Annotated in this window: 18 protein-coding genes; 14 read left to right on the top strand and 4 right to left on the bottom strand. The window is 68.6% G+C overall.

The window, feature by feature from the left end:
• Positions 1-83: 83 nt before the first annotated feature.
• From ACFQQC_RS07615 to ACFQQC_RS07585, 7 genes are all read left to right on the top strand, one after another.
• Complete coding sequence (locus ACFQQC_RS07615; protein ID WP_376861290.1) at positions 84-1,109, top strand: SAM-dependent methyltransferase; 1,026 nt, start codon at positions 84-86, stop codon at positions 1,107-1,109.
• A 10-nt stretch (positions 1,110-1,119) separates the two neighbouring features.
• Complete coding sequence (locus ACFQQC_RS07610; protein ID WP_376861288.1) at positions 1,120-1,533, top strand: DUF2177 family protein; 414 nt, start codon at positions 1,120-1,122, stop codon at positions 1,531-1,533.
• 106 nt (positions 1,534-1,639) lie between these two features.
• A complete protein-coding gene (locus ACFQQC_RS07605) occupies positions 1,640-2,590 on the top strand; it encodes a DUF459 domain-containing protein (protein ID WP_376861286.1) in 951 nt (316 codons plus the stop codon).
• Between the two features lie 62 nt (positions 2,591-2,652).
• Positions 2,653-3,906, top strand: coding sequence for a GDSL-type esterase/lipase family protein (locus ACFQQC_RS07600; RefSeq protein WP_376861285.1), 1,254 nt, complete (start codon positions 2,653-2,655; stop codon positions 3,904-3,906).
• The gene (locus ACFQQC_RS07595; RefSeq protein ID WP_376861283.1) at positions 3,906-5,321 is read left to right on the top strand and encodes an MBOAT family O-acyltransferase; all 1,416 of its coding nucleotides are present in this window, start codon (positions 3,906-3,908) and stop codon (positions 5,319-5,321) included. Before ACFQQC_RS07600 ends, ACFQQC_RS07595 begins: the two co-directional genes overlap by 1 nt.
• 15 nt (positions 5,322-5,336) lie before the next feature.
• Entirely contained in the window at positions 5,337-5,876 is a 540-nt protein-coding gene (locus ACFQQC_RS07590; RefSeq protein WP_376861281.1) for a hypothetical protein, read from the top strand.
• Between the two features lie 78 nt (positions 5,877-5,954).
• Positions 5,955-8,402 carry a prolyl oligopeptidase family serine peptidase gene (locus ACFQQC_RS07585; protein ID WP_376861279.1) on the top strand — a complete coding sequence of 816 codons (2,448 nt, stop codon included), beginning with the start codon at positions 5,955-5,957 and terminating at the stop codon, positions 8,400-8,402.
• A 157-nt stretch (positions 8,403-8,559) separates the two neighbouring features.
• Here the strand turns inward: ACFQQC_RS07585 and ACFQQC_RS07580 are convergent, their stop codons facing one another.
• The 3 genes from ACFQQC_RS07580 to ACFQQC_RS07570 all read right to left on the bottom strand — a co-directional run bounded on the left by ACFQQC_RS07580 (position 8,560) and on the right by ACFQQC_RS07570 (position 13,695).
• Positions 8,560-10,248: an alkaline phosphatase D family protein gene (locus ACFQQC_RS07580; RefSeq protein WP_376861277.1), complete on the bottom strand. Its 1,689-nt coding sequence runs from the start codon at positions 10,246-10,248 to the stop codon at positions 8,560-8,562.
• A 10-nt stretch (positions 10,249-10,258) separates the two neighbouring features.
• Positions 10,259-12,778, bottom strand: a complete 2,520-nt coding sequence (locus ACFQQC_RS07575; RefSeq protein WP_376861275.1) for a TonB-dependent receptor — start codon at positions 12,776-12,778, stop codon at positions 10,259-10,261.
• 179 nt (positions 12,779-12,957) lie between these two features.
• On the bottom strand, positions 12,958-13,695 hold the full coding sequence (locus tag ACFQQC_RS07570) for a hypothetical protein (protein WP_376861273.1): 738 nt from the start codon (positions 13,693-13,695) through the stop codon (positions 12,958-12,960).
• Positions 13,696-13,857: 162 nt separating this feature from the next.
• Between ACFQQC_RS07570 and ACFQQC_RS07565 the strand changes: the two genes are divergently transcribed.
• The 7 genes from ACFQQC_RS07565 to ACFQQC_RS07535 all read left to right on the top strand — a co-directional run bounded on the left by ACFQQC_RS07565 (position 13,858) and on the right by ACFQQC_RS07535 (position 20,327).
• Positions 13,858-14,223, top strand: coding sequence for a hypothetical protein (locus ACFQQC_RS07565; RefSeq protein WP_376861271.1), 366 nt, complete (start codon positions 13,858-13,860; stop codon positions 14,221-14,223).
• Positions 14,224-14,358: 135 nt separating this feature from the next.
• A complete protein-coding gene (locus ACFQQC_RS07560) occupies positions 14,359-15,771 on the top strand; it encodes a circularly permuted type 2 ATP-grasp protein (RefSeq protein WP_376861269.1) in 1,413 nt (470 codons plus the stop codon).
• Positions 15,771-16,703 carry an alpha-E domain-containing protein gene (locus tag ACFQQC_RS07555; protein ID WP_376861267.1) on the top strand — a complete coding sequence of 311 codons (933 nt, stop codon included), beginning with the start codon at positions 15,771-15,773 and terminating at the stop codon, positions 16,701-16,703. Before ACFQQC_RS07560 ends, ACFQQC_RS07555 begins: the two co-directional genes overlap by 1 nt.
• Before the next feature lie 3 nt (positions 16,704-16,706).
• On the top strand, positions 16,707-17,531 hold the full coding sequence (locus tag ACFQQC_RS07550; RefSeq protein ID WP_376861265.1) for a transglutaminase domain-containing protein: 825 nt from the start codon (positions 16,707-16,709) through the stop codon (positions 17,529-17,531).
• 73 nt (positions 17,532-17,604) lie between these two features.
• On the top strand, positions 17,605-18,366 hold the full coding sequence (locus tag ACFQQC_RS07545) for a peptidase (RefSeq protein WP_376861263.1): 762 nt from the start codon (positions 17,605-17,607) through the stop codon (positions 18,364-18,366).
• Positions 18,367-18,429: 63 nt separating this feature from the next.
• Entirely contained in the window at positions 18,430-18,882 is a 453-nt protein-coding gene (locus tag ACFQQC_RS07540; RefSeq protein WP_376861261.1) for an acyl-CoA thioesterase, read from the top strand.
• 38 nt (positions 18,883-18,920) lie between these two features.
• Positions 18,921-20,327, top strand: coding sequence for a glycoside hydrolase family 47 protein (locus ACFQQC_RS07535; protein ID WP_376861259.1), 1,407 nt, complete (start codon positions 18,921-18,923; stop codon positions 20,325-20,327).
• Here ACFQQC_RS07535 and ACFQQC_RS07530 read toward each other — a convergent pair.
• The gene (locus ACFQQC_RS07530; RefSeq protein WP_376861258.1) at positions 20,324-21,112 is read right to left on the bottom strand and encodes a hypothetical protein; all 789 of its coding nucleotides are present in this window, start codon (positions 21,110-21,112) and stop codon (positions 20,324-20,326) included. The two genes, ACFQQC_RS07535 and ACFQQC_RS07530, sit on opposite strands and share 4 nt — an antisense overlap.
• Positions 21,113-21,126: the final 14 nt, after the last annotated feature.

Genomic DNA, 21,126 nt, shown 5'->3' with positions numbered 1-21,126 from the left:
CCGTCGCGAGCAGGGGGCAGGTTAGCAGGCCGATGCGTCAGAAATGGACGCATCCAAACACCGCCGATCGGCGTATCCGGTTCATGAACATCGCCAACATCGCCATTCGCCAGCTGCAGGACGCGCCGTTTCCGGACTTCGTGACGCGACCTGCCATCGACAGTCTGGTCAGCGAGGCGCGGCGGCGGCTGGACAAGGAAGGGCCGCATGACGAAGCGGGGTTCGCGCGGGACATGGCGGTTCGCGCCATCGCCGAACACACGACGGCGGCCAATGAGCAGCACTATGAGCTGCCGCCCGAGTTCTTCCGCATCTGTCTGGGCGCGCGGCTGAAATACTCCTGCTGCCTCTATCCTGACGCCGCGACCACGCTGGATCAGGCGGAGGAGGCGGCTTTGGCGGAAACCTGTCGGCACGCGGCGCTGGAGGACGGGCAGTCGGTGCTGGAGCTGGGGTGCGGCTGGGGCTCGCTGAGCCTGTGGATGGCAGAGCGCTATCCGAACAGCCGGATCACGGCGGTGTCGAACAGCCACGGCCAGCGCGGTCACATCGAGGCCGAGGCGGCGGCGCGCGGCCTGAAGAACCTGAGCGTCATCACCTGTGACATGAATGACTTCGAAACCGAGGGCCGGTTCGACCGGATCGTCTCGGTCGAGATGTTCGAGCATATGGCCAACTGGCGGGCGCTGCTGACGCGGGCGAAGGGCTGGCTGAAAGCGGACGGGCGGATGTTCGTGCACATCTTCACCCACCGCGACGCGCCCTACCGGTTCGACCACACCGACAGCGGCGACTTCATCGCCCAGCATTTCTTCACCGGGGGCGTGATGCCGAGCCGGGGGCTGATGCGGCAGTTCCCGGACCTGTTCGAGGTGGAGCAGCAGTGGACCTGGAACGGGGTGAACTACCAGCGCACCGCCGACGACTGGTTGAAGAACATGGACGCCGAGCCGGAACGGGTGATGGCGCTGATGCGCGAGACCTATGGCGCGGACGCCGCGCTTTGGCGGCGGCGCTGGCGGCGGTTCTACATGGCCACGGCGGGGCTGTTCGGGAATGACGGCGGACGGGCCTGGGACGTGACCCACTATCGGTTGAAGCCCGCCTGAGGAGGATGCAATGCTGAAGTATCTGTTCGCCTATCTGGGCGCGGGACTGACCTTCGCGGCGATCGACGCGATCTGGCTGACGACGATGGCCGACCGGCTGTACCGGCCGGTGATCGGGTCGATCATGGCGGACAAGCCGAACATGACGGCGGCGGTGGCCTTCTATCTGATCTCCATCGCCGGGACGGTGTTCCTGGCGGTCGCGCCGGCGCTGAAGGAGGGGAACTGGACGCGGGCCCTGATCAACGGCGCGGTTCTGGGGTTCGTGGCCTATGCGACCTATGACCTGACCAATCAGGCGACGCTGAACGTCTGGTCCACCAGGTTGACCCTGATCGACCTGTGCTGGGGGACGGCGCTGACCGCGACCTGCGCCACGGCCGGCTATTTCGCCGCACGCTGGGCCGAGGGCCGCTGGGGCTGATTTCCGCAACACGGGTTAACCTTTTTCTTCGCGCCACGCGGGCGTTTGGTGGCGGCGGGCGGCCGATAGGTTAAAAGACCCGGGTGTTTGTTCGGGGGCTTGCGAGTTGAAGGTCGGCATCAACGCACTGACGGCGACGTTCGTGGTCGGGGTGATCGCGGGACTGGCGCTGACGCCGGACGGGCGTGAGTGGATGCGCCATCCGACCCTGTTGCTGGGTGGGCAGGCCTCGGCGTCCGCGCCGCCGTCCGCCGAAGCCGAAACCAAGGCGGCGCCGGTCGTGGTCGCGCCGCCGGTCGCGCCCGTCGCGGCGCCGGTCGCCGTGACCCCGCTGGCCGGGCGTCTGGCCCGGGGAACGCTGCGCATCGGGGTGTTCGGGGATTCGATGGCCGACGGCCTTTACGCCGGTCTGTACCGCGACCTGCAGGGCCAGCCGAATGTGTCGGTGACCAAATTCTCCCAGGTCTCCACGGGCCTGAGCCGCTACGACTATGTGGACATCCAGGCCAAGACGCGGGGCCAGCTGGACAACCAGCCGGTGGACGTGGCCGTGGTGCTGTTCGGCACCAATGACGCCCAGGGCATCTCGATGGACGGCGTGGTCCACGCCTTCGGCTCCGACGGCTGGAAGGCCGCCTACGCCCAACGGATCACGGACCTGGTGACCCTGCTGCGCAGCCGCGATGTGGCCGTCTACTGGGTCGGCCTGCCGCGCATGAAGCGCGAGAGCTTCGACGGGCGGATGACCCTGATCAACAGCGTCGTGTCCGAGCGGATGCGGGCGCTGGGCGTGCCCTATATCGAGACCACCAGCCTGACCTCGAACGCTGAGGGCGGCTATGAGGCCTATCTGCCCAATGACGCGGGGCGACGCACCCTGATGCGGGCCCATGACGGGATCCACATGTCGATGGCCGGATACCTGCGGATGAGCGCGCCGGTGGCCGAGCGGCTGAAGCGCGATGCTGGACTTCTCAGTCCCGCTCATCCCGGCGAAAGCCGGGACCCAGTTCTGTCCAGCCGGGCGTCGGCGTCTCAGGACAACGGGGGGCGGTGAACCCCGCCGACGCTGCATCACCCAAAACACTGGGTCCCGGCTTTCGCCGGGATGAGCGGAAATTGGGGGCGCTGATCACGGTTCTGGTCATGGCGGCGGCCCCGGCGGTCGCCCAGACCCTCTATGCCCCCACCCCTGTGATCGCGCCGGGCGCCAGCGTCTGTCCCGACGGCCTGTGCCAGCCGGAGGCGCTGGCGGGCGTGTTCGCGGCGTTGGCGGAGACGGAGGCGGGGACGCGGGACCGGCCCGTACACATCCTGCAGATCGGCGACAGCCATACGGCGGGCGATCGCATCACCGGCAAGCTGAGGGTCGATCTGCAACAGCGGTTCGGCCGGGCCGGGCGCGGGGTGATGCCCCCCGGCGTGCCCTATGACGGTTACGCCCCCTATCAGGTGACGGTGGCCCAGCGCGGCTGGCTTATGGAGACGGCGCCGTTGCAGCCGCCGACGCCGTCGGGCTTCCAGCGGAAGGGACTGGCGGGCGTGAGCGCCGTTGGCCTGCGCGACGCGGTGATGGGGTTCGAACTGGAGCCCGGCAGCGAGGCGACGGCGCTGGGCGTCTGCGGACGGTCTTCGGTCGACCGGAGCAGCGTGATCGTCGAGGCGGGCGGCATCGGGCGCGAGATTGATCTGGGCGACGGGATCGCCGAGGTCTGTCGCACCCTGACCTTCCCGGCGCCCGCGACCTCTGTGCGGGTGACGATGGCGGGCGAGAGCGGGGTGATCGACTCTGTCTGGCTGGGCGGCGCGGCGCGGGGCGTGACGGTGTCCAACCTGGGACGGGTCGGGGCGACGTTGCGCGATCTGGCGGTGCGGGACGAGGATATCGTCTCGGCCGAGCTGGCGGCCTGGCGGCCGGACCTGATCGTGCTGGCGTTCGGGACCAATGAGGGATTCGACGACGGACTGGACCCGGCGGCCTATGAGGCGCTGCTGCGCGGGCAGGTCGCGCGGCTGCGGCGTCTGGCGCCGGGGGCGTCGCTGATGCTGCTGGGCGCGCCGGACGGGCTGAGGAACGGCGTGACGGGCGGGTGCAGCGCCGACGGAGTGCGGGCGCCGCCGCCGAAACTGGCTGTGGTCCGGGATGTGCAGCGCCGGGTCGCCGCCGATCTGGGCGTCGCGTTATGGGACTGGCACGGCCGAATGGGGGGAGTTTGTTCGGCCGATCGTCTGGCGCTGGGGGCTGAGCCCCTGATGCGCGGCGACCGGGTCCATTTCACGAGTGCGGGGGCCGACTGGATCGGCGGCATCCTCTCGGGCGACCTGATGGGCGCCTATGACCGCTGGAAGGCGGCGGAGCAGGGGGCGGACTAATGCTGTTCCCCACGCTGGCCTTCGGCGTCTTCTTCCTGCTGGTCTATTTCACCGCCTGGTCGCTGGATCGCGAGAACGGGCGGCGCAAGCTGTTCCTGCTGCTGGCCAGCTGGTTCTTCTACGCCCAGTGGGACTGGCGGTTCGTCGGACTGCTGATCCTGTCGGCTGTGCTGAACTGGGGCATCGCGGCCCTGATCGCGCGCAAGATGGAGCGCGAGGGCGTCGACGCGAAGCGCGGCTGGCTGGTCGGGTTGGGCGTGGCGGCCAACCTGCTGATCCTGGGCTTCTTCAAATACTACGGCTTCTTCGTCGAACAGGCGGGCGACCTGCTGGCGCGGTTCGGCTGGGAGCGGGATCTGCCGCTGCTGGAGATCCTGCTGCCGGTGGGCATCTCGTTCTTCACCTTCCAGGGCATCAGCTATGTCGTGGACGTGCATCGCGCGAAGACGCCGCCGGCGAAGAGCCTGCTGGATATCATGCTGCTGATGAGCTTCTTCCCGCATCTGGTGGCCGGACCCATCGTGCGGGCGTCGGACCTGCTGCCCCAGTTCGAGCGGGCGCCGCGGCTGACCCGGGAGATGGCGACGCACGGCCTGCTGCTGATCTGCTGGGGCCTGTTCAAGAAGACGGTGATCGCGTCCGAGCTGTCGGTGAATCTGGTCGACCCGGTCTTCTTCGATCCGTCGGCCCATTCGGCGGTGGACATCGCGGCGGCGGTCTATGGCTATGCGGTGCAGATCTACTGCGACTTCTCGGCCTATTCGGACATGGCCATCGGGCTGGCGGCCCTGCTGGGCTATTCCTTCCCGCGTAATTTCGATCAGCCGTATCGGGCGTCGTCGATGCAGGACTTCTGGCGGCGGTGGCACATCAGCCTGTCCAGCTGGCTGCGCGATTATCTGTATGTGCCGCTGGGCGGAGGACGGAAGGGGCTGCTGCGGTCGTGCCTGAACGTCTTCATCACCATGGTGCTGGGCGGGCTGTGGCATGGCGCAGCCTGGACCTTCCTGGCCTGGGGCGCGCTGCATGGCGGGGTGCAGGTGATTGAACGGCTGGGGCGTTCGGTGTTTGGCGACCGCAAGATCATGCCGACGGTGGTGGGGGTGCTGATCACCTTCCACATCGTGTGTCTGGGCTGGATCCTGTTCCGGGCCGAGACCTTCGAGCTGGCCATGGCCATGCTGACGGGGCTAGGCCGGATCGGGCCGGTGATGATGCTGACGCCGCTGCTGCTGGTGCTGATCATGGGCGGGCTGGCGATGCACTGGCTGCCGCCGCGCGCCATCGAGGGCGTGACCGAACGGGTGAAGGCGGCGCCGTCGATCACCTTCGGCATCCTGATCGGCGTGGCCATCCTGCTGGTCGAGGCTGTGCGGCCCGAGGGCGTGGCGCCCTTCATCTATTTCCAGTTCTGAATCGTTGGAGCACGCATGACCGACGAGAAGGATCAGAACGGGCAGGGTGGGTTCCGGCTGGAGCCGTTCCCGACGCAGGGGGCGGAATCGCCGTTCCCGCCGCTGTATGAGAGCCTGCCCCCGCCGACGCCCGCCGACCCGCCGAGCGACTGGATCGAGACAGCCGACGCCCACGATCTGCCGACGGCGCCCGAGCCGGTGGTGGAGCGGGTCAATCCGCTGGTGACGCTGGGTCGGTTCGCCTTCCCACCGGGACCGCCGATTGATGACGAAGGGCTGGCGGCGCGGGATCTGCGCTGGACGACCCAGACGCTGGTGATCGCCGGGCTGTTCCTGCTGGTCTTCAACGCCGTCTCGCCGCTGAACTGGTCGCATCAGCAGGCGCCGGGCTGGGTGTCGGAGACAGTCGAGAAGGTGTCCGAGGCCTGGGTCGGGCAGCTGGCGCAGGTGGGGACCGACATGCCGCGGCAGGGGCTGAGGGATGTCTGGTTCGACCTGAAGGACGCGCGCTTCCCGGGACAGGCGCCGGCGCCGGAACGTGGTGATACACCGTAACAGTGTCTTGACCGGACTCGGACGCTGCCCCTAGCGTGCCGCCGCCCGTCAGTGAGCGGGCGCTCAAGGGGCTGTTCCATGCGTCGTCGTCTGCTCGCCCGGGCTCTGCCCGCCTTTGTCCTGCTGGCCGCCGTGGCCGGTCCCGCCCTGGCGCAGGAGGCCCTGACCTATCAGCAGCCGCCGGCGCCGATCGCGGAAATCCTGGACACCAAGCCGACGCCGAGCTCGAGCCTGAGCCCGGACCGGACGACGCTGGCCCTGTTCGACCGCTCGAACCTGCCGCCGATCGCCGAGCTGGCCGAGCCGATGCTGCGACTGGGCGGCTACCGCATCAATCCGCGCAACAACGGGCAGGCCAACAGCCGGGTCAGCTGGCTGACGGGCCTGAGCTTCCAGCCGGTGGCGGGCGGCGAGGCGCGGGCGGTGCAACTGCCGGCCAACGCCCGCTTCCTGTCGCCCAGCTGGTCGCCGGACGGGTCGAAGGTGGCCCTGCTGATGGACGCCCCGACGGGGCTGGAGCTGTGGGTGGTCGATGTGGCCACGGCGCGGGCGACGAAGCTGACCGAGGCGCGGGTCAATGCGACGACGGGCGGGGCCTTCGACTGGCTGTCCGACAGCGCCGGGCTGGTGGTGCGGCTGACGCCGGAAGGGCGGGGCGCGGCGCCGGACGTGAGCCGTCCGCCCTCGGGGCCCATCGTCGCCGAGAGCATGGGCCGGGTGGCCCCGGCGCGAACCTATCAGGATCTGCTGTCGAACGCGGGCGACGAGGCCCTGTTCGACCATTACTTCACCTCGCAGCTGACCTATGTGCCGATCAACGGCCGGGGGGCGCGGAACCTCGGCGCGCCGGCGGTCTATCTGGGCGCCAGCAGCTCGCCGGACGGGCGCTATGTGCTGACCACCACGGCCAAGCGGCCCTACAGCTATGTGGTGCCGGCCAGCCTGTTCCCGGCGGAGACGCGGGTGATCGATCTGCAGGGACGGATGGTGCATCAGGTCGCCGACCTGCCGCTGCGCGACAACATCCCGACCCCGTTTGACGCCGTGGCCCCGGGGCCGCGCTCGGTGTCCTGGCGCGCGGACGCGCCGGCGACGCTGGTGTGGACCGAGGCGCAGGACGGCGGCGATCCGCGCACCGCGTCGGAGGTCCGCGACCGCGTCTTCATGCTGGCCGCGCCGTTCAGCGCCCAACCGACGACCCTGATCGACCTGAACGAACGCTATGGCGGCGTGGTCTGGGGCGATGCGGACACGGCGATGGTGACCAGCCGCTGGTTCAACACCCGGCACGAGACCCGCTACGTCATCGACCCGTCGAACCCGGGAATGGGCCGGGTGCTGCTGGAGCGGAACTATCAGGACCAATACAACAACCCGGGCTTCCCCCTGACCGAGCCGAACGCGCAGGGCTTCAGCGTGGCGCGCTTCGATGCGAATGGCCGCCTGCTGATGACCGGGCCGGGCGCGACGCGGGAAGGGGAGTATCCCTTCCTCGCCGCCATGGACCTGAACACCGGCCAGTCGGAGCGGCTGTGGACGTCCGCGACCGGCGAGTACGAGAGCATCGTCGGGGTGCTGGATGACGGCGCCCGCCGTCTGGTGACCCGTCGCGAGACGAAGAACGATCCGGCCAACCTCTTCGTGCGCGATCTGGACGCCGCGACGACCACGGCCCTGACGGCGTTCACCGACCCGGCGCCGCAGCTGGCCGGGGTGTCGCGCCAGCTGATCACCTACACCCGCGCCGACGGGGTGCAGCTGTCGGGCACGCTGTATCTGCCGGCCGGTTACGACAAGGACCGCGACGGTCCGCTGCCGCTGGTGATGTGGGCCTATCCGGCCGAGTTCACCGACGCCGCCGTGGCCGGTCAGGTGGTGGACACCGCCAACCGCTTCGTGCGTCCGGGCGGCTCGAGCCACCTGTTCCTGCTGACCCAGGGCTATGCGGTGCTGGACGATCCGTCGATGCCGATCATCGGCAAGGACGGGGCCGAGCCGAACGACACCTATATCGAGCAGCTGACCGCCAGCGCCGAGGCGGCGGTCAATGCGGTGGTCGAGATGGGCGTGGCGGACCGCGACAAGATCGCCGTCGGCGGCCACAGCTACGGCGCCTTCATGACCGCCAACCTGCTGGCCCACACCGACCTGTTCCGCACCGGCGTCGCGCGCTCGGGCGCCTACAACCGGACCCTGACGCCGTTCGGCTTCCAGGCCGAGCAGCGCACCTACTGGGAGGCGCCGGAGACCTATAACGAGATGTCGCCCTTTGCTTTCGCCAACCGGGTCAATGAACCGATCCTGCTGATCCACGGCGAGGCGGACGACAACTCGGGCACCTTCCCGGTGCAGTCCGAGCGCTTCTATGCGGCGCTGAAGGGCAACGGGGCGCAGGTGCGCTACGTGGTCCTGCCGCTGGAAGCCCACGGCTATCGCGCGCGGGAATCGGTCGGGCACACGCTGTGGGAAACGGTGCGCTGGCTGGACACCTATGTGAAGAACGCGGGGCCGCGGGCGGCTCAATAACCCTCTCCCGGCGGGAGAGGGCTTGAGCGCCCGCGAGCGTAGCGAGTGGCTGCGCGAAAGGGTGAGGGCTACGGTTAGCAGCCGACCCTCACCCGACCGCGCGCAGGACGACGGCTGCGCCGCCGTGCGCGGTCTCCCTCTCCCATCGGGAGAGGGTCTAAGCCTCTACCAGCGGCCCGTTGCCGTCCGCCGTCTTCGCCACCGTGAAGGTCTTCAGCACCGAGGCCTCATACGGCTTCTCGAAGATGGTCGAGACGGTGTGGAGCTCGGCCTTCGCCTCGGTCGGGGTGAGGGTCAGCAGGACGAAGCCCTTGGCCGACTGGTCGCACAGCAGGACCTCCTCGTTGGCGGCGTTCAGGGCCGCGCCGAGGGGGACGCCCTGCACATGGTCGCCGGGCGAGGGGCTGGAGATGGCGCTGGTGGCGAACTCGACGGCGGCGCGGCGGCCCGAGGCGTCCTTCAGGTCATTGACCCAGAAGGCGTGGCTGTCGCCGGCCAGGACGATGGGCTGGACGCCGGCGTCGGCGAAGGCGCCGTACAGACGCTCGCGCCCGGCGGGATAGCCGTCCCAGCTGTCGAGGTTGAAGGGCACGCCCAGCTTGAACAGTTCGATCGACTTGCGGACCTCGGCGCGCACCGGGCCGGGCAGGCGAGCCAGCAGGACGGTGATCTCCAGCGGGGAGGCCATCTTCGTGATGTCCGGCCCCTGCACCCGGCCCATGACGACCTGGTTGCCGATGACCTGCCAAGGACGGCCGGCCTGGCGCGAGGCGGTCAGGGTGGAGCGGATCCAGTCGCGCTGAGCGTCGCCCAGCAGGTCGCGGTCCGGGGCGGCCAGTTTGGTGCGGAAGCCTTCGAGGTCCGGGCGGGCGTCGCGACCCGTGCCGACGGTCGGCATGTCGGTGACGAAGCTGAGGGCTTCCTGACGGGCCAGCAGGCGGGTCTCGACCATCAGCAGGCTGGCCAGATCACCGAAGTCGAAGCTGCGGTAGATGGCGTCCTCGGTCAGGCCGCCTTCCGGCTCACGGATCGGCATCCACTCGAAATAGGCCTTCAGGGCGGCGGCCTTGCGGGTGAGGAATTCGCCCTCGGTCTCCGCCTGATGGTTTTCGGCCCCGCCCGTCCAGGTGTCGTTGGCGACCTCGTGGTCGTCCCAGACGCAGATGAAGGCGGCGCGGGCGTGGGCGGCCTGCAGGTCGGGGTCCGACTTGTACTGGGCGTGACGCAGCCGGTAGTCCGCCAAGGTGACGATCTCATGCGGCGGATTGGGCGTGCGGTTCAGGCGCGCGCCGGTGGTCATGCCGTAGGACGCCGGCTCAGCGCCGTATTCGTAGATGTAGTCGCCGAGGTGGATGACGGCGTCGAGGCGCTCGAGCTTCGACACCACCTCCCAGGCGTTGAAATAGCCGCCCGGATAGAGCTGGCAGGAGGCGACCGCCATGACCACGTCAGGCGTCGGGCCGACGGGCAGGGTGCGGGCGCGGCCCTGGGTAGAGCGAACCTCGCCCGAGGAGAAGGCGTAGCGATAGTCCACGCCGGGCTGCAGGCCCGCGACCGGAACCTTGACCGTGAAGTCACGGTCGGGGCCGGTCTCGACCGTGCCCGAAGCCACCGAGGCGGAGTTGTCGTCTTCGCGCCAGACCGACCAGTCGACCCGCACGGTGCGGACCGACGGATCGGACGGGGTGACCCGCGTCCAGATCAGCAGGCCGTCCTGACGGGGATCGCCGGAGGCGACCCCGTGCAGGAACTGCACATCGACGGCCTGCCGGGCGGCGGCGGGCAGGCTTGCGCCCGCCGCGCCGGCGCTGAGGAGACCGAGAAGACCGCGACGGTGCAGGGCCATGATCAGGACCTCAGTACTTGAAGCCGAAGACGACGCCGACGGTGCGAGGCTCGCCGGCGATGAAGGTGGGCATGCCCAGAGCGTCACCGGTATTGCCCGCGTCCTTGACGAACTCTTCGTCCAGCAGGTTGTCGGCGAAGGCCTCGAGCGACCAGTTGCCCTCGTTCGGGGTGTAGCGCAGGCGCAGGTTCAGCAGGCCATAGCTGCCCTGAACCTCGTCCACGATCAGGTCGGGGACCAGATTGTCGGCCTGCAGGTCGGTGCGGTCGTTGTCGTCATCGAAGAAGACTTCCGACTGCCAGCTGTAAGTCGGCTGGACCTCGATGGAGCCGCCGGAGACCGGCACGGTCCAGTTCACGCCGAACGAGGCGCGATGGTCGGGCGACAGGCGCAGGTGGTTGCCGTCGAAGATGCCCGCCTTGAAGCGCGAGTGATTGTAGCTGTAGGTGCCGAAGACCTCGAGGTTGTCGGCGACCCGCCAGTCGGCCTGGCCCTCGAAGCCGTAGGCCTCTGCCTTGCCGGCGTTGGTGACGACGAACTGGACGCCGTCCTGGATCGTCGTCTGGAAGTTCTCGTAGTTGTAGAGGTAGACCGCGCCGTCGAGACGCAGGGCGTTGTCCATGAGGGCGGCCTTGGCGCCGACCTCGAAGCTGTCGACGGTCTCGGCGTCGATCGTGTTGAAGGTCACCGGGCCGCCGGGGGCCGAGGGACCGACCGGGCTGAGCACTTCCGGACGACGGCCGCGAGCGTAGTTGGCGTACAAGCTGGCGTCGTCCGACAGGGCGTAGCGGGCGGTCAGGCGCCAGGTGACGCCCTCGTCTTCCAGATCACCGTAGGTGAAGTCGCCGTTGTTGGCGGTCGGCTGGGCGGTCAGGCCGAACAGCGGCAGCAGGTTGGCCGGCAGGTTGACGGCGGCCGGATTGGCCAGGGCGCCGAGCAGGGTCGGGATCTGGGCCGGGGGCACCGCGCCCTGCTGGATGGCCAGCAGACCGCCGAGGATCGAGCGGCTCTGGACGCTGGAGGCGTAGCCGGTGGTCTTCTCGTCGCGGGTGTAGCGGATGCCCGCCGACATCTCGAAGCGGTCGGTGAAGGCGTAGATGGCGTCCGCGAAGACGTCGTAGGACTGAAGCTCCGACGCGTTGATCGGGGTCTCGATATGCGCCGACTTCAGGTTGGCGGCGATGGCCGGAGCCAGGGCGCCGGCGCCCAGCGGGGTCAGCAGCTGGGTGATCACGCCCTGGGCGACCGTCGGATAGCCTGCGGCGGGCAGGGTGTTCTGGCCGACGCCGGCCGGGTTGCCGTCCAGCACGCCGGAGAGCTGGGCCAGGGCCATGCGCTCGTCGAACTGGGTCGGGGTGCGCTGGTAGCCTTCTTCCGAGAAGTAGCCGGCGCCGATGAAGCCGGTCAGGCGACCGCCGGCGTCATAGTTCAGGCGGAACTCCTGGCTGGTCTGTTCGCCATAGGCCTCTTCGGCGGCGGTCAGGATCGGCAGGGACACGCCGTCGGCGTCGAAGGTCTCGTAGGAGTCGAACTCGCGATAGGCGGTGGTCGAGGTCAGGGTCAGGCTGTCGGACAGGTCCCAGGAGACGATGCCAGTCACGCCCCAGACATCACGGTCCAGACCCAGGGCCTTGCCGCCGTCAAACAGGGCCGAGGGGGTCAGGGCCGCGCCGGCCCAGGGCTCACGCGAGCCGAGGACGGCGCCGGTGGTCGGATCCTGCGGCGTGTAGGCGATGGACTTGAATGAGGTGCCGGCGGCCTCATCGACCTGGTAGTTGCCGATCACGTCGATGCGCAGACCCTCGACCGGGCGGAAGGCGCCCGACAGGCGGAAGGCCTGGGTGTCGAAACTGTTGTAGTCGTCGCCGCCCAGCAGGTTGTCGATGTAGCCGTCACGGCTCTTGAGGCGGGTGGCGAAGCGGATGGCGGCGGTGTCGCCGACCGGCAGGTTCACCATCACCTCGCCGAGGCGGTAGTTGAGGTCGCCCATGCCGAAGCGGCCCGAGGCGTCGAACTGGCCGGGCTGCGCGCGGTTCTGGATGACATTGACCGCGCCGATCAGGGCGCCGCGGCCGTAGAGGGTCGACTGCGGGCCCTTGGCCACCTCGACGCGCGCGATGTCGAACAGTTCGACGTAGGAGCCGCGCGACTTCGAGATCGAGACGCCGTCCTGGAAGACCGACACGCGGGGCTCGGCGGTGGCTGCGCCCGAGTCGGAGGTGATGCCGCGCATCACGAAGCCCGGGTTGTTGGGCGACTGGTTCTGGACCAGGAAGCCCGGGGTGAAGGCCGAGAGCTCCTCGAAGTCCTGGACGCCCAGGTTCTCCAGACGCTGGCCCGAATAGGCGGTCAGGGCGAAGGGCACCTCGGTGGCGCTCTGTTCGCGCAGCTGGGCGGTGACGATGACCTCGTCCAGCTGGGCGGCGTCGGGCTCGGCCTGCTGGGCGGAGGCCGTGCCGGCCAGGGCCCAGGCCAGGCTTAGGGCGCTGGCGCCGAGAAGGACGGACGAACGTTGAACGCGGTGAATCATGACAGCCCCCGGGGAGTGGTTTGGCTTTGGAACTAGCGGGGCTGTATGCCGCCAGGGCGACGGTGAGACGACCGGTAAGTGAAGCTGAAGAGTCGTCCAGGTGAATAACGTTCAGTTAGCGGCGTAACGAAAAGGGCCCGGCGCGAGGCCGGGCCCTTCGTCGGACGTGGAGAACGTCCCTAGCGGTTCTTGATCTTGGAGGCGTCGCCGGTGCCGCCCTCCGAGATGTCGCCGACGATGGGGTTGTCGGCCTGGATCTTCGGACGGCTGCTGCGCCAGTTGTCGAAGTCGGCGGAGAATTTCTCGCGCCGTTCATTACGCCAGTCGCTGTAGTCGCGGTCGAAGTTGGAGACCTGCTGTTCGCGCCAGTGCAGGTAGTCGGGCTCGAAATCATGCTTCGACCGGTCGGCGTGTCGTTCGCCATGCAGGCCGGGACCCGAGCCTTCCCAGATCTGTGCGCCCGGGGCGTAGCCGTGGTCCGGATAGGCGGAGCGACCATAGTGGGGGCGGCCATGATCGGGCCGGTCATAGTCGGAGCGGCTGAAGGTCTCGCCGCGATAGTCGGACGCGCGGTCCCGCGATGCGCCGTAGTCGTGCGAGTCGCGCCCGTAATGTCCGCCCGGCGAACGACCCTGATCGTAGCCGTAGGTCTGGCTGGCGGCGCGATAGGGGCGGTGGTCGCGATCATGGCGACCATAGTCCTGATCGCTCCGGCCATATGGGTCGCGCGCGTACTGGCCCCGGTCATACTGGCTCCGGTCATACTGGCCCTGGCCGCGCCAGGCCTCGGCGGTCCGACCGCCGTCTCCCTCCGACCAACTGCGGCCCTCGTCGTAGCGGCGGTCCCGGGATTCCCAGTCCCGCGCGTCATCCTGGCGACCGAAGTCATTCTGGGGGCGGTGTCGATTGGGGTTCATGGCTGATGCTCCTGTCGTGGGGTCCGAAAACAGGAGCGAGTCAGGGCCGTTCCGCCTGTTCACGAGGAGCTGACAGCCTTGGCCGTGCATGGTCGTCAGAACCCGTCACTTCAGCCGGCGGCGTACCGATGGTCTTCAAGGCGCGGGACTGGAGGGACCATCATGAAGACCATACTTCGCATCGCCGCCGCGGCCGCGCTGATCGCCACGAGCGGCTGCGCCTCGCTGATCACCGGCGGACCGCTGATCCGCGATGGGGAGCCGACAGGCTGGCTGGAGGTGCGCAACGTCTCGCGCAGCGCCGGGATCGACGTCGTGATGATCTCGGACTGCAGCGCCTCGACCTACGGGCTGAACCGCCTGCCGGGCGGAACCAGCATTCCGCCGGGCGGGAGTTACCGCTTCACCGTGTCGGCCGGGTGCTGGGACATCGGGGCGGGCGAGATCCTGAGCCAGAACAGCTGGACCGAGGGCTACGCCAGGGTGCAGGTCTATCGGGGCCAGACTACGGTCATCCAGTCGCGCTAGCGGGGCGCGCTGGCGGCCGCGCGGCAAAACGCGCCGCTGTCCGTTTCCGGTTGAACCTTTGCCGCACCGCAACATTCCTGTTGCTTCAGCGTCGCTTGTCGGGTCACGCTGCAGCTTGCTTGCGGTGGGGACGGCATGGCCTTTGACGAGATGTCCGGTGACGGCGGTGGAATCCGCGACAGCTATCGCGGACTGGCGCGCTGGCTGGAGGATGCGCCCGAGGGGCTGTTGCAGGCGCGGTCGCGTCAGGCGGAGCTGTTCTTCCGCCGCATGGGCATCACCTTCGCAGTCTATGGCGACGCCGAGTCCGCGGAGCGGCTGATCCCCTTCGACGTGGTGCCGCGCATCATCGGTGCGGCCGAATGGGCCGGGCTGGAGAAGGGGCTGGTCCAGCGCGTCTCGGCGATGAACGCCTTCCTGTCGGACATCTACGGCAAGCAGGAGTGTCTGAAGGCGGGCGTCGTCCCGGCCGAGCTGATCCTGACCAATCCCCAATATGCGCCGGAGATGCAGGGTCGCCGCCCGCCGCGCGACATCTGGGTGCAGATCGCCGGCGTGGATCTGGTGCGCACGGGCGAGGACGGCTTCTACGTGCTGGAGGACAACTGCCGCACGCCGTCGGGGGTCTCCTACATGCTGGAGAACCGCGAGATGATGATGCGGTTGTTCCCCGACCTGTTCGCCGACTATCCGGTGCGGCCGGTCGAGACCTATACGGACATGCTGCTGGCCTCGCTCAGGGCCAGTGCGCCGGTGGGGGCGGGGAGCGACCCGACCATCGTGGTGCTGACCCCGGGGCCTTTCAATTCGGCCTACTATGAGCACAGCTTCCTGGCCGACAAGCTGGGGGTGGAGCTGGTCGAGGGGCGCGACCTCTTCGTCGATGACGGCAAGGTCTATATGCGCACGACGCAGGGCCAGCAGCAGGTGGACGTGATCTACCGCCGCATCGACGACGCCTTCCTTGATCCCCTGACCTTCCGCCCGGACTCGGCGCTGGGCGTGCCGGGGCTGATGATGGCCTATGAGGCCGGGACGGTGACCCTGGCCAACGCCGTGGGCACCGGCGTGGCCGACGACAAGGCGGTCTATACCTACATGCCGGAGATCATCCGCTTCTTCACCGGCGAGGAGCCGATCCTGAACAATGTGCCGACCTGGCGCTGTCGGGAGCCCGATGCGCTGAAGCATGTGCTGGCCAACCTCGGCGATCTGGTGGTCAAGGAGGTCGGGGGCTCGGGTGGCTACGGCATGCTGGTCGGCCCGGCCTCGACCAAGGCGGAGATCGAGAGCTTCCGGAAGAAGCTGATCGCCGATCCGGACGACTTCATCGCCCAGCCGACGCTGGCCCTGTCGACCGCGCCGACGCTGGACAAGGGCGAGCTGGCGCCGCGGCACGTGGACCTGCGGCCCTTCGTGCTGTCGAGCCCCGACGGAGTGAAGGTGGCGCCCGGCGGCCTGACGCGGGTGGCGCTGAAGCCCGGCTCGCTGGTGGTGAACTCCAGCCAGGGCGGGGGAACCAAGGACACCTGGGTGCTGGACGTCTGATGCTCTCAAGAACCGCAGACAGCCTGTACTGGACGGGCCGCTATATCGAGCGGGCGGATTTCCTCGCCCGGATTCTGGAAGCCACCACCCGGCTGGCCGCCATTCCCACGCGCGGGGACGGCGACGCCGAGACGGTCTGGGCCAGCGCCCTGGCCTCGGCCGGGGCGCCCAAGGCGCTGGGGCGGGCGCCGACCGAGAAGTCGGTGCGCGAGTATCTGGCCTTCGCGCCGGAGAACGCCTCGTCCATCACCGCCTGCATCACCCGCGCGCGGACCAACGCCCGCTCGGTGCGGACGGCCCTGACGGTCGAGCTGTGGGAGGCGATCAACGGCGCCTGGAACGGGCTGGCCGAGCAGGGGCAGCCGACCCGGCGCGACGACTTCGGGCATTTCCTGGAGTGGGTGAAGACGGTCACCCTGTCGGTCGAGGGCGCGGCGTCGCGGACGATGCTGCGCAATGACGGCTACTATTTCCTGCGGCTGGGCGCGGCCATCGAGCGGGCCGACAACACGGCGCGCCTGCTGGATGTGAAATATCACCTGCTGCTGCCGGAGGGCGAACGGGTGGGCGGGCAGCTGGATTACTTCCAGTGGACGACCCTGCTGCGCGAGGTCTCGGCGCTGACGGCCTATCGCTGGGTCTATCGGGACAGTGTGAAGCCTTGGCTGGTGGCGGACCTGCTGGTGCTGAACCGGCAGATGCCGCGCTCGCTGGCCAGCTGTCAGGCCTCGATCGTGCGCTATCTGGAGAAGCTGGCCAGCGACTATGGCCGGCGCGGACCAGCGCAGAGGCTGGCGGCGGAGCGGATGCGGGCGTTTGATTCCTCGCGCATCGAGACCATCTTCCAGTCCGGACTGCACGAGTATATCCAGTCGTTCCTGAACGAGAACGGCCGGCTGGGGCAGGCCATCACCGAACAGTATCTGAGCTGATCCATGCGTATCGGGATCGATCACACCACCACCTACGCCTATGACCGGGCGGCGCGGTTCATCATCCAGAACCTGAGACTGACGCCCCGCTCCAGCGAGGCCCAGACGGTGCGCCACTGGCAGGTGGAGACGGACGTCGATGCGCGCCTGCGCAAATCCGAGGACGCGTTCGGCAACATCGTCCACGCCCTCTATACCGAAGAGCCGACGAAGACCCTGACCATCCGGGTGACCGGCGAGGTGGTGACCACGGACACCGCCGGGGTGGTGCCGCCGGATCAGGAGCGGCTGTCGCCTCTGGTCTTCCTGCGCGACACGGAGCTGACGAAGCGGGACAAGCTGATCTCGGTCTTCGCGACGAGGTTTTTGGCCTATCCGCCGCTGGAGCGGATGCACCGGTTGATGGCGGCGATCCATGGGTCGGTGGCCTTCGAGGTGGGGGTGACCACACCGACCCACACCGCCAGCGAAGTGCTGGCCCTCGGGCGGGGGGTCTGTCAGGACCACGCCCACGTCTTCATCGCCTGCGCCCGGCACATGGGCGTGCCCGCCCGCTATGTCTCGGGCCATCTGGCGCGGCGGGATCGGGCCGATCAGGAGGCCGCCCACGCGTGGGCCGAGGCCTGGATCGAGGGGCTGGGCTGGGTCGGCTTCGATCCGGCCAACGGCATCTGCCCGACCGAACGCTATGTCCGCATTGCGACGGGGCTGGACTATCTGGGCGCCGCGCCGGTGCGGGGGACCAGCTACGGCGGCAGCGGCGAGACGCTGGCGGTCAAGCTGACGGTGCGTGATGCGGACATGCAACAGGGGCAGCAGCAGGCGTAGGTGCGGGGTCGCACGTCGCGGGAATCTGTTACGGTTCTCCGGATTCTGACGTTCGCGGGATACGACACGTCCAATGACTTACTGCGTAGGCCTGCTGGTCGATGAGGGGCTGGCGATGATCGCCGACACCCGGACCAATGCGGGCGTGGACAACATCTCGTCCTACCGGAAGCTGCACGTCGTCGATCAGCCGGGCGAGCGGGTGCTGGCCGTGGCCACGGCGGGCAATCTGTCGGTGACGCAGACGGCGCTGGCCATGGTGCGCGAGGGCGTGCACCTGAATGTCGGCGAACCGCCCGAGACGCTGGAGACGGCGCCGACCCTGTTCCGCTGCGCGCAACTGCTGGGGCATGCCGTGCGCAGCGTGCGCCAGTCCATCGCGCCGGCGCTGGAGGCGGACAGCCTGAACACCTCGGCGACCATGCTGCTGGGCGGCCAGATCGCCGGCGGGCCGATGCAGCTGTTCCTGATCTACAGCCAGGGCAATTTCATCGAGTGCGGGCCGGATACGCCCTTCATGCAGATCGGCGAGTCGAAATACGGCAAGCCGATCCTGGTCAGCGGCCTGCGCGGCGGGACGCCGCTGGCCGAGGCGGTGAAGCTGGGCCTGATCTCCTTCTCGACCACCATGCGCAGCAATGTCGGGGTGGGGGCGCCGTTCGACATGCTGACCCTGCGCCGCGACATGATCAGCGGCGACGAGCGCCGGATCGAGGCGGACGACCCCTATTTCACTGACCTGCACGACCGCTGGACGCGGGCGCAGGCGCAGGCGCGGGCGGCCATGCCCGAGCCGCCGTGGATGATCGGGCAGGGGGCGGCGGCTTTCGGTTGAGCCAGCCGCCGCTGACGTGGCGGCGCCTTGCGGGCGGGTGAAAACGCGGCCTAGCCTTGGCCCATGCCCGCTTTCGATACCCCCTCGACCCCCGCCGATTTCGCCTTCTTCGAGCCCCTGCGCGTGCGCTGGGCGGAGGTGGACATGCAGGGCGTGGTCTTCAATCCGAACTATCTGGTCTACGCCGACGTGGCGATGAGCGAGTACATGCGCGCCATCGGTTTCGCGGGCGTCGACGGGCTGGCGAAGCTGGGCATCGACATGTTCGCGGCGGGGGCGTCGGTGGATTTCCGCGCCTCGGCGCGGTTCGACGATGAACTGAGGCTGGGGGCGCGGATCGAGCGCTTCGGACGCAGCTCGTTCCAGCCGCGGGTGGCGGTGTTCCGGGGGGATGAACTGCTGGCGGACGTGGGACTGACCTATGTCTGCGTGGCGCCGGATGAGCCCCGCCGAACGGTGCCGGTACCGGAGACCTTCGTAGCGGCTTGCACGGCGATGGACAGCGGGCTTCGTTGAGCCCGTTGCAGGCGTCGTCCGCCGCGATAGGGTGGGCCATGACCCAGCACCGACTGACCCGCCGCCACGCCCTCGCCCTCTCGGGCGGTCTCGCCGCGCTCGGACTGACGGGGCTTCCCGCGAAAGCCCAGTCCGGCTGGAATTCCGAGGATTGGGCGGCGCTGGGCGCCGATGTGAAGGCCGAGTTCAAATGGGCCTGGGACCACTATGTCGCCAAGGCCTGGGGCAAGGACGAGATCAATCCGGTCTCGGGCACGGCGCGGTCGTTCTTCATCGAGGGGCATGACCTGGGCCTGTCGCTGGTCGAGGCGCTGGACACCCTGTGGATCATGGAGCTGGACGAGGAGTTCCAGGCGGGGGTGGACTGGGTGAAGTCCAGCCTGTCGTTCGATGTCGACGCCTATTCGCAGGTGTTCGAGACCAACATCCGTCTGGTCGGCGGTCTGGTGTCGGCGCATCTGGCCTGTGGCGATCCGGTGCTGCTGGAGAAGGCGAAAGATCTGGCCGACCGGCTGATGAAGGCCTTCGACGCCTCGCCGCACGGCCTGCCGTACCGCTATGTGAACCTGAAGACCGGGGCGGTGCGCGACCCGGAGACCAATCTGGCCGAGATCGGCACCTATGCGACCGAGTTCGGCGTGCTGGGCCAGCTGACGGGCGACGACCGCTACTATGCCGCCGCCAAGCGAGCGATGAAGCATGCGCTGGATATGCGGTCGGACAAGGGGCTGATGGCCGCCAACATCCACGCCGAGACGGGGCAGTTCATCAGCCGCAACGCCTCGATCGATGTCTACGCGGACAGCTTCTACGAATATCTGTGGGACAGCTGGGAGCTGTTCGGCGACACGGACATGAAGCGCTGGGCCGAGGAGTGCATGGGCGCGATGGTGGCCCATCAGGGCAAGCGGTTCGACGGCCGCCTGTGGTTCCCGATGGTGGACTATGAGACCGCAGAGACGACCGGCCATTCGCAGACGGTGCTGGGCGCCTATCTGGCCGGGCTGCTGGGGCAGGTCGGTCTGAAGGCGGCGGGCGACGACTTCCTGGCCACCTATACGGAGATGCAGGAGCAGTACGTCATCATTCCGGAATCGACGGATGTGCGCACCCGCACCCCGCGCGGCGTGCGCACCGGCCTGCGCCCCGAGTTCGCCGACGCGACCCTGAACCTGTGGCTGGGCGACCGTGACGACCGCTACCGCGCCCTGACCGCGATCCACTATCGCAACATGAAGGCCACCTCGAAGGCGGCGTTCGGCTACACGGCGCTGAAGGACATCACGACCCGGCCGATGGAGCAGGGCGACAACTGCCCCGGCTACTGGTGGTCCGAGCAGATGAAATACTACTTCATCATGTTCGCCGAGCCGAAGCGGATCGACCTGGACCGGCTGCAGCTGAGCACCGAGGCGTGTGTGCTGCGCGGGTTCGTGCGGCCCTAGAAGACACGCATCGCCAGCACCTCGCGGGTGCGGCGGGTGATGCCGTAGAGCATGCCCGGTTCGCTTTCGTCCCAGTCGATCGCCTGCCCCTCGGCCTCGATGCCGAAGGTTTCGAGGTGGCGCAGCACGCCGCCGCCTGCAGGCAGGTCGACCGCGTAAAGCTCGGGCAGGTCGTGGCCGCTGAGATAGAGGCGGCCGTCCGGGCCCCAGCCGCCGCCGGAGATGCTCATGGGCGCGAGGCGGGACAGGATGCTGTCCGGCAGGGTCCAGCGCTCGTGAGGCCGCCACTGGTCATCGAAGCGGACGAGGACGGTGTCGCGATGGGTGCGCGGCGCCTCGGAGCCCCGGGCGTCGTAGTTGGCGAACATGACGTACCAGCCGTCGGCTCGACGCTCGACCCAGGTGGCGGAACCGATGCCCGACGGCAGGGCGATGCTGCGGCGATGGGCGAGGGCGGCGGGGTCGAAGACCTCGATGGTGCTGACGTGCGGCGCGGCCGGATAGTTGGAGCTGGCGCAGACCAGATCGGCCGCGATCAGGGAGCAGGAGTTCACGTGCGGATAGAGCGCCGGGTCGCCGGACCATTCGGCGCGCCTTTCTCCGGTCGCCTTGTCGAAGCGGACGATGGTGGAGTTGGAGACGGCCCAGATGTCGGTCGGTCCCACGGCGACGCCCTGACGGGCGCCCGTGTCATAGCGGCGGACGGTTTCGGCCTGACCCGCCAGCGGAATCGGCGGGAGCTCGGCATGCTGGAGCGACAGGGTCGCCAGAAGGGCAAGGATCATGACCGGCCTTGTGT

Source organism: Brevundimonas sp. GCM10030266 (genome assembly GCF_042666595.1).
Taxonomy (GTDB): domain Bacteria; phylum Pseudomonadota; class Alphaproteobacteria; order Caulobacterales; family Caulobacteraceae; genus Brevundimonas.
Note: the sequence above shows the minus strand (reverse complement) of the source record. Positions and strands in the feature narration are given on the sequence as shown.

What these genes read in the sequence shown, in the direction of transcription:
- ACFQQC_RS07615 (WP_376861290.1), top strand. Translation starts at nt 84, where the DNA reads ATGAACATCGCCAACATCGCCATTCGCCAGCTGCAGGACGCGCCGTTT.
- ACFQQC_RS07610 (WP_376861288.1), top strand. Translation starts at nt 1,120, where the DNA reads ATGCTGAAGTATCTGTTCGCCTATCTGGGCGCGGGACTGACCTTCGCG.
- ACFQQC_RS07595 (WP_376861283.1), top strand. Translation starts at nt 3,906, where the DNA reads ATGCTGTTCCCCACGCTGGCCTTCGGCGTCTTCTTCCTGCTGGTCTAT.
- ACFQQC_RS07590 (WP_376861281.1), top strand. Translation starts at nt 5,337, where the DNA reads ATGACCGACGAGAAGGATCAGAACGGGCAGGGTGGGTTCCGGCTGGAG.
- ACFQQC_RS07585 (WP_376861279.1), top strand. Translation starts at nt 5,955, where the DNA reads ATGCGTCGTCGTCTGCTCGCCCGGGCTCTGCCCGCCTTTGTCCTGCTG.
- ACFQQC_RS07580 (WP_376861277.1), bottom strand. Translation starts at nt 10,248, where the DNA reads ATGGCCCTGCACCGTCGCGGTCTTCTCGGTCTCCTCAGCGCCGGCGCG.
- ACFQQC_RS07575 (WP_376861275.1), bottom strand. Translation starts at nt 12,778, where the DNA reads ATGATTCACCGCGTTCAACGTTCGTCCGTCCTTCTCGGCGCCAGCGCC.
- ACFQQC_RS07570 (WP_376861273.1), bottom strand. Translation starts at nt 13,695, where the DNA reads ATGAACCCCAATCGACACCGCCCCCAGAATGACTTCGGTCGCCAGGAT.
- ACFQQC_RS07565 (WP_376861271.1), top strand. Translation starts at nt 13,858, where the DNA reads ATGAAGACCATACTTCGCATCGCCGCCGCGGCCGCGCTGATCGCCACG.
- ACFQQC_RS07560 (WP_376861269.1), top strand. Translation starts at nt 14,359, where the DNA reads ATGGCCTTTGACGAGATGTCCGGTGACGGCGGTGGAATCCGCGACAGC.
- ACFQQC_RS07555 (WP_376861267.1), top strand. Translation starts at nt 15,771, where the DNA reads ATGCTCTCAAGAACCGCAGACAGCCTGTACTGGACGGGCCGCTATATC.
- ACFQQC_RS07550 (WP_376861265.1), top strand. Translation starts at nt 16,707, where the DNA reads ATGCGTATCGGGATCGATCACACCACCACCTACGCCTATGACCGGGCG.
- ACFQQC_RS07545 (WP_376861263.1), top strand. Translation starts at nt 17,605, where the DNA reads ATGACTTACTGCGTAGGCCTGCTGGTCGATGAGGGGCTGGCGATGATC.
- ACFQQC_RS07540 (WP_376861261.1), top strand. Translation starts at nt 18,430, where the DNA reads ATGCCCGCTTTCGATACCCCCTCGACCCCCGCCGATTTCGCCTTCTTC.
- ACFQQC_RS07535 (WP_376861259.1), top strand. Translation starts at nt 18,921, where the DNA reads ATGACCCAGCACCGACTGACCCGCCGCCACGCCCTCGCCCTCTCGGGC.
- ACFQQC_RS07530 (WP_376861258.1), bottom strand. Translation starts at nt 21,112, where the DNA reads ATGATCCTTGCCCTTCTGGCGACCCTGTCGCTCCAGCATGCCGAGCTC.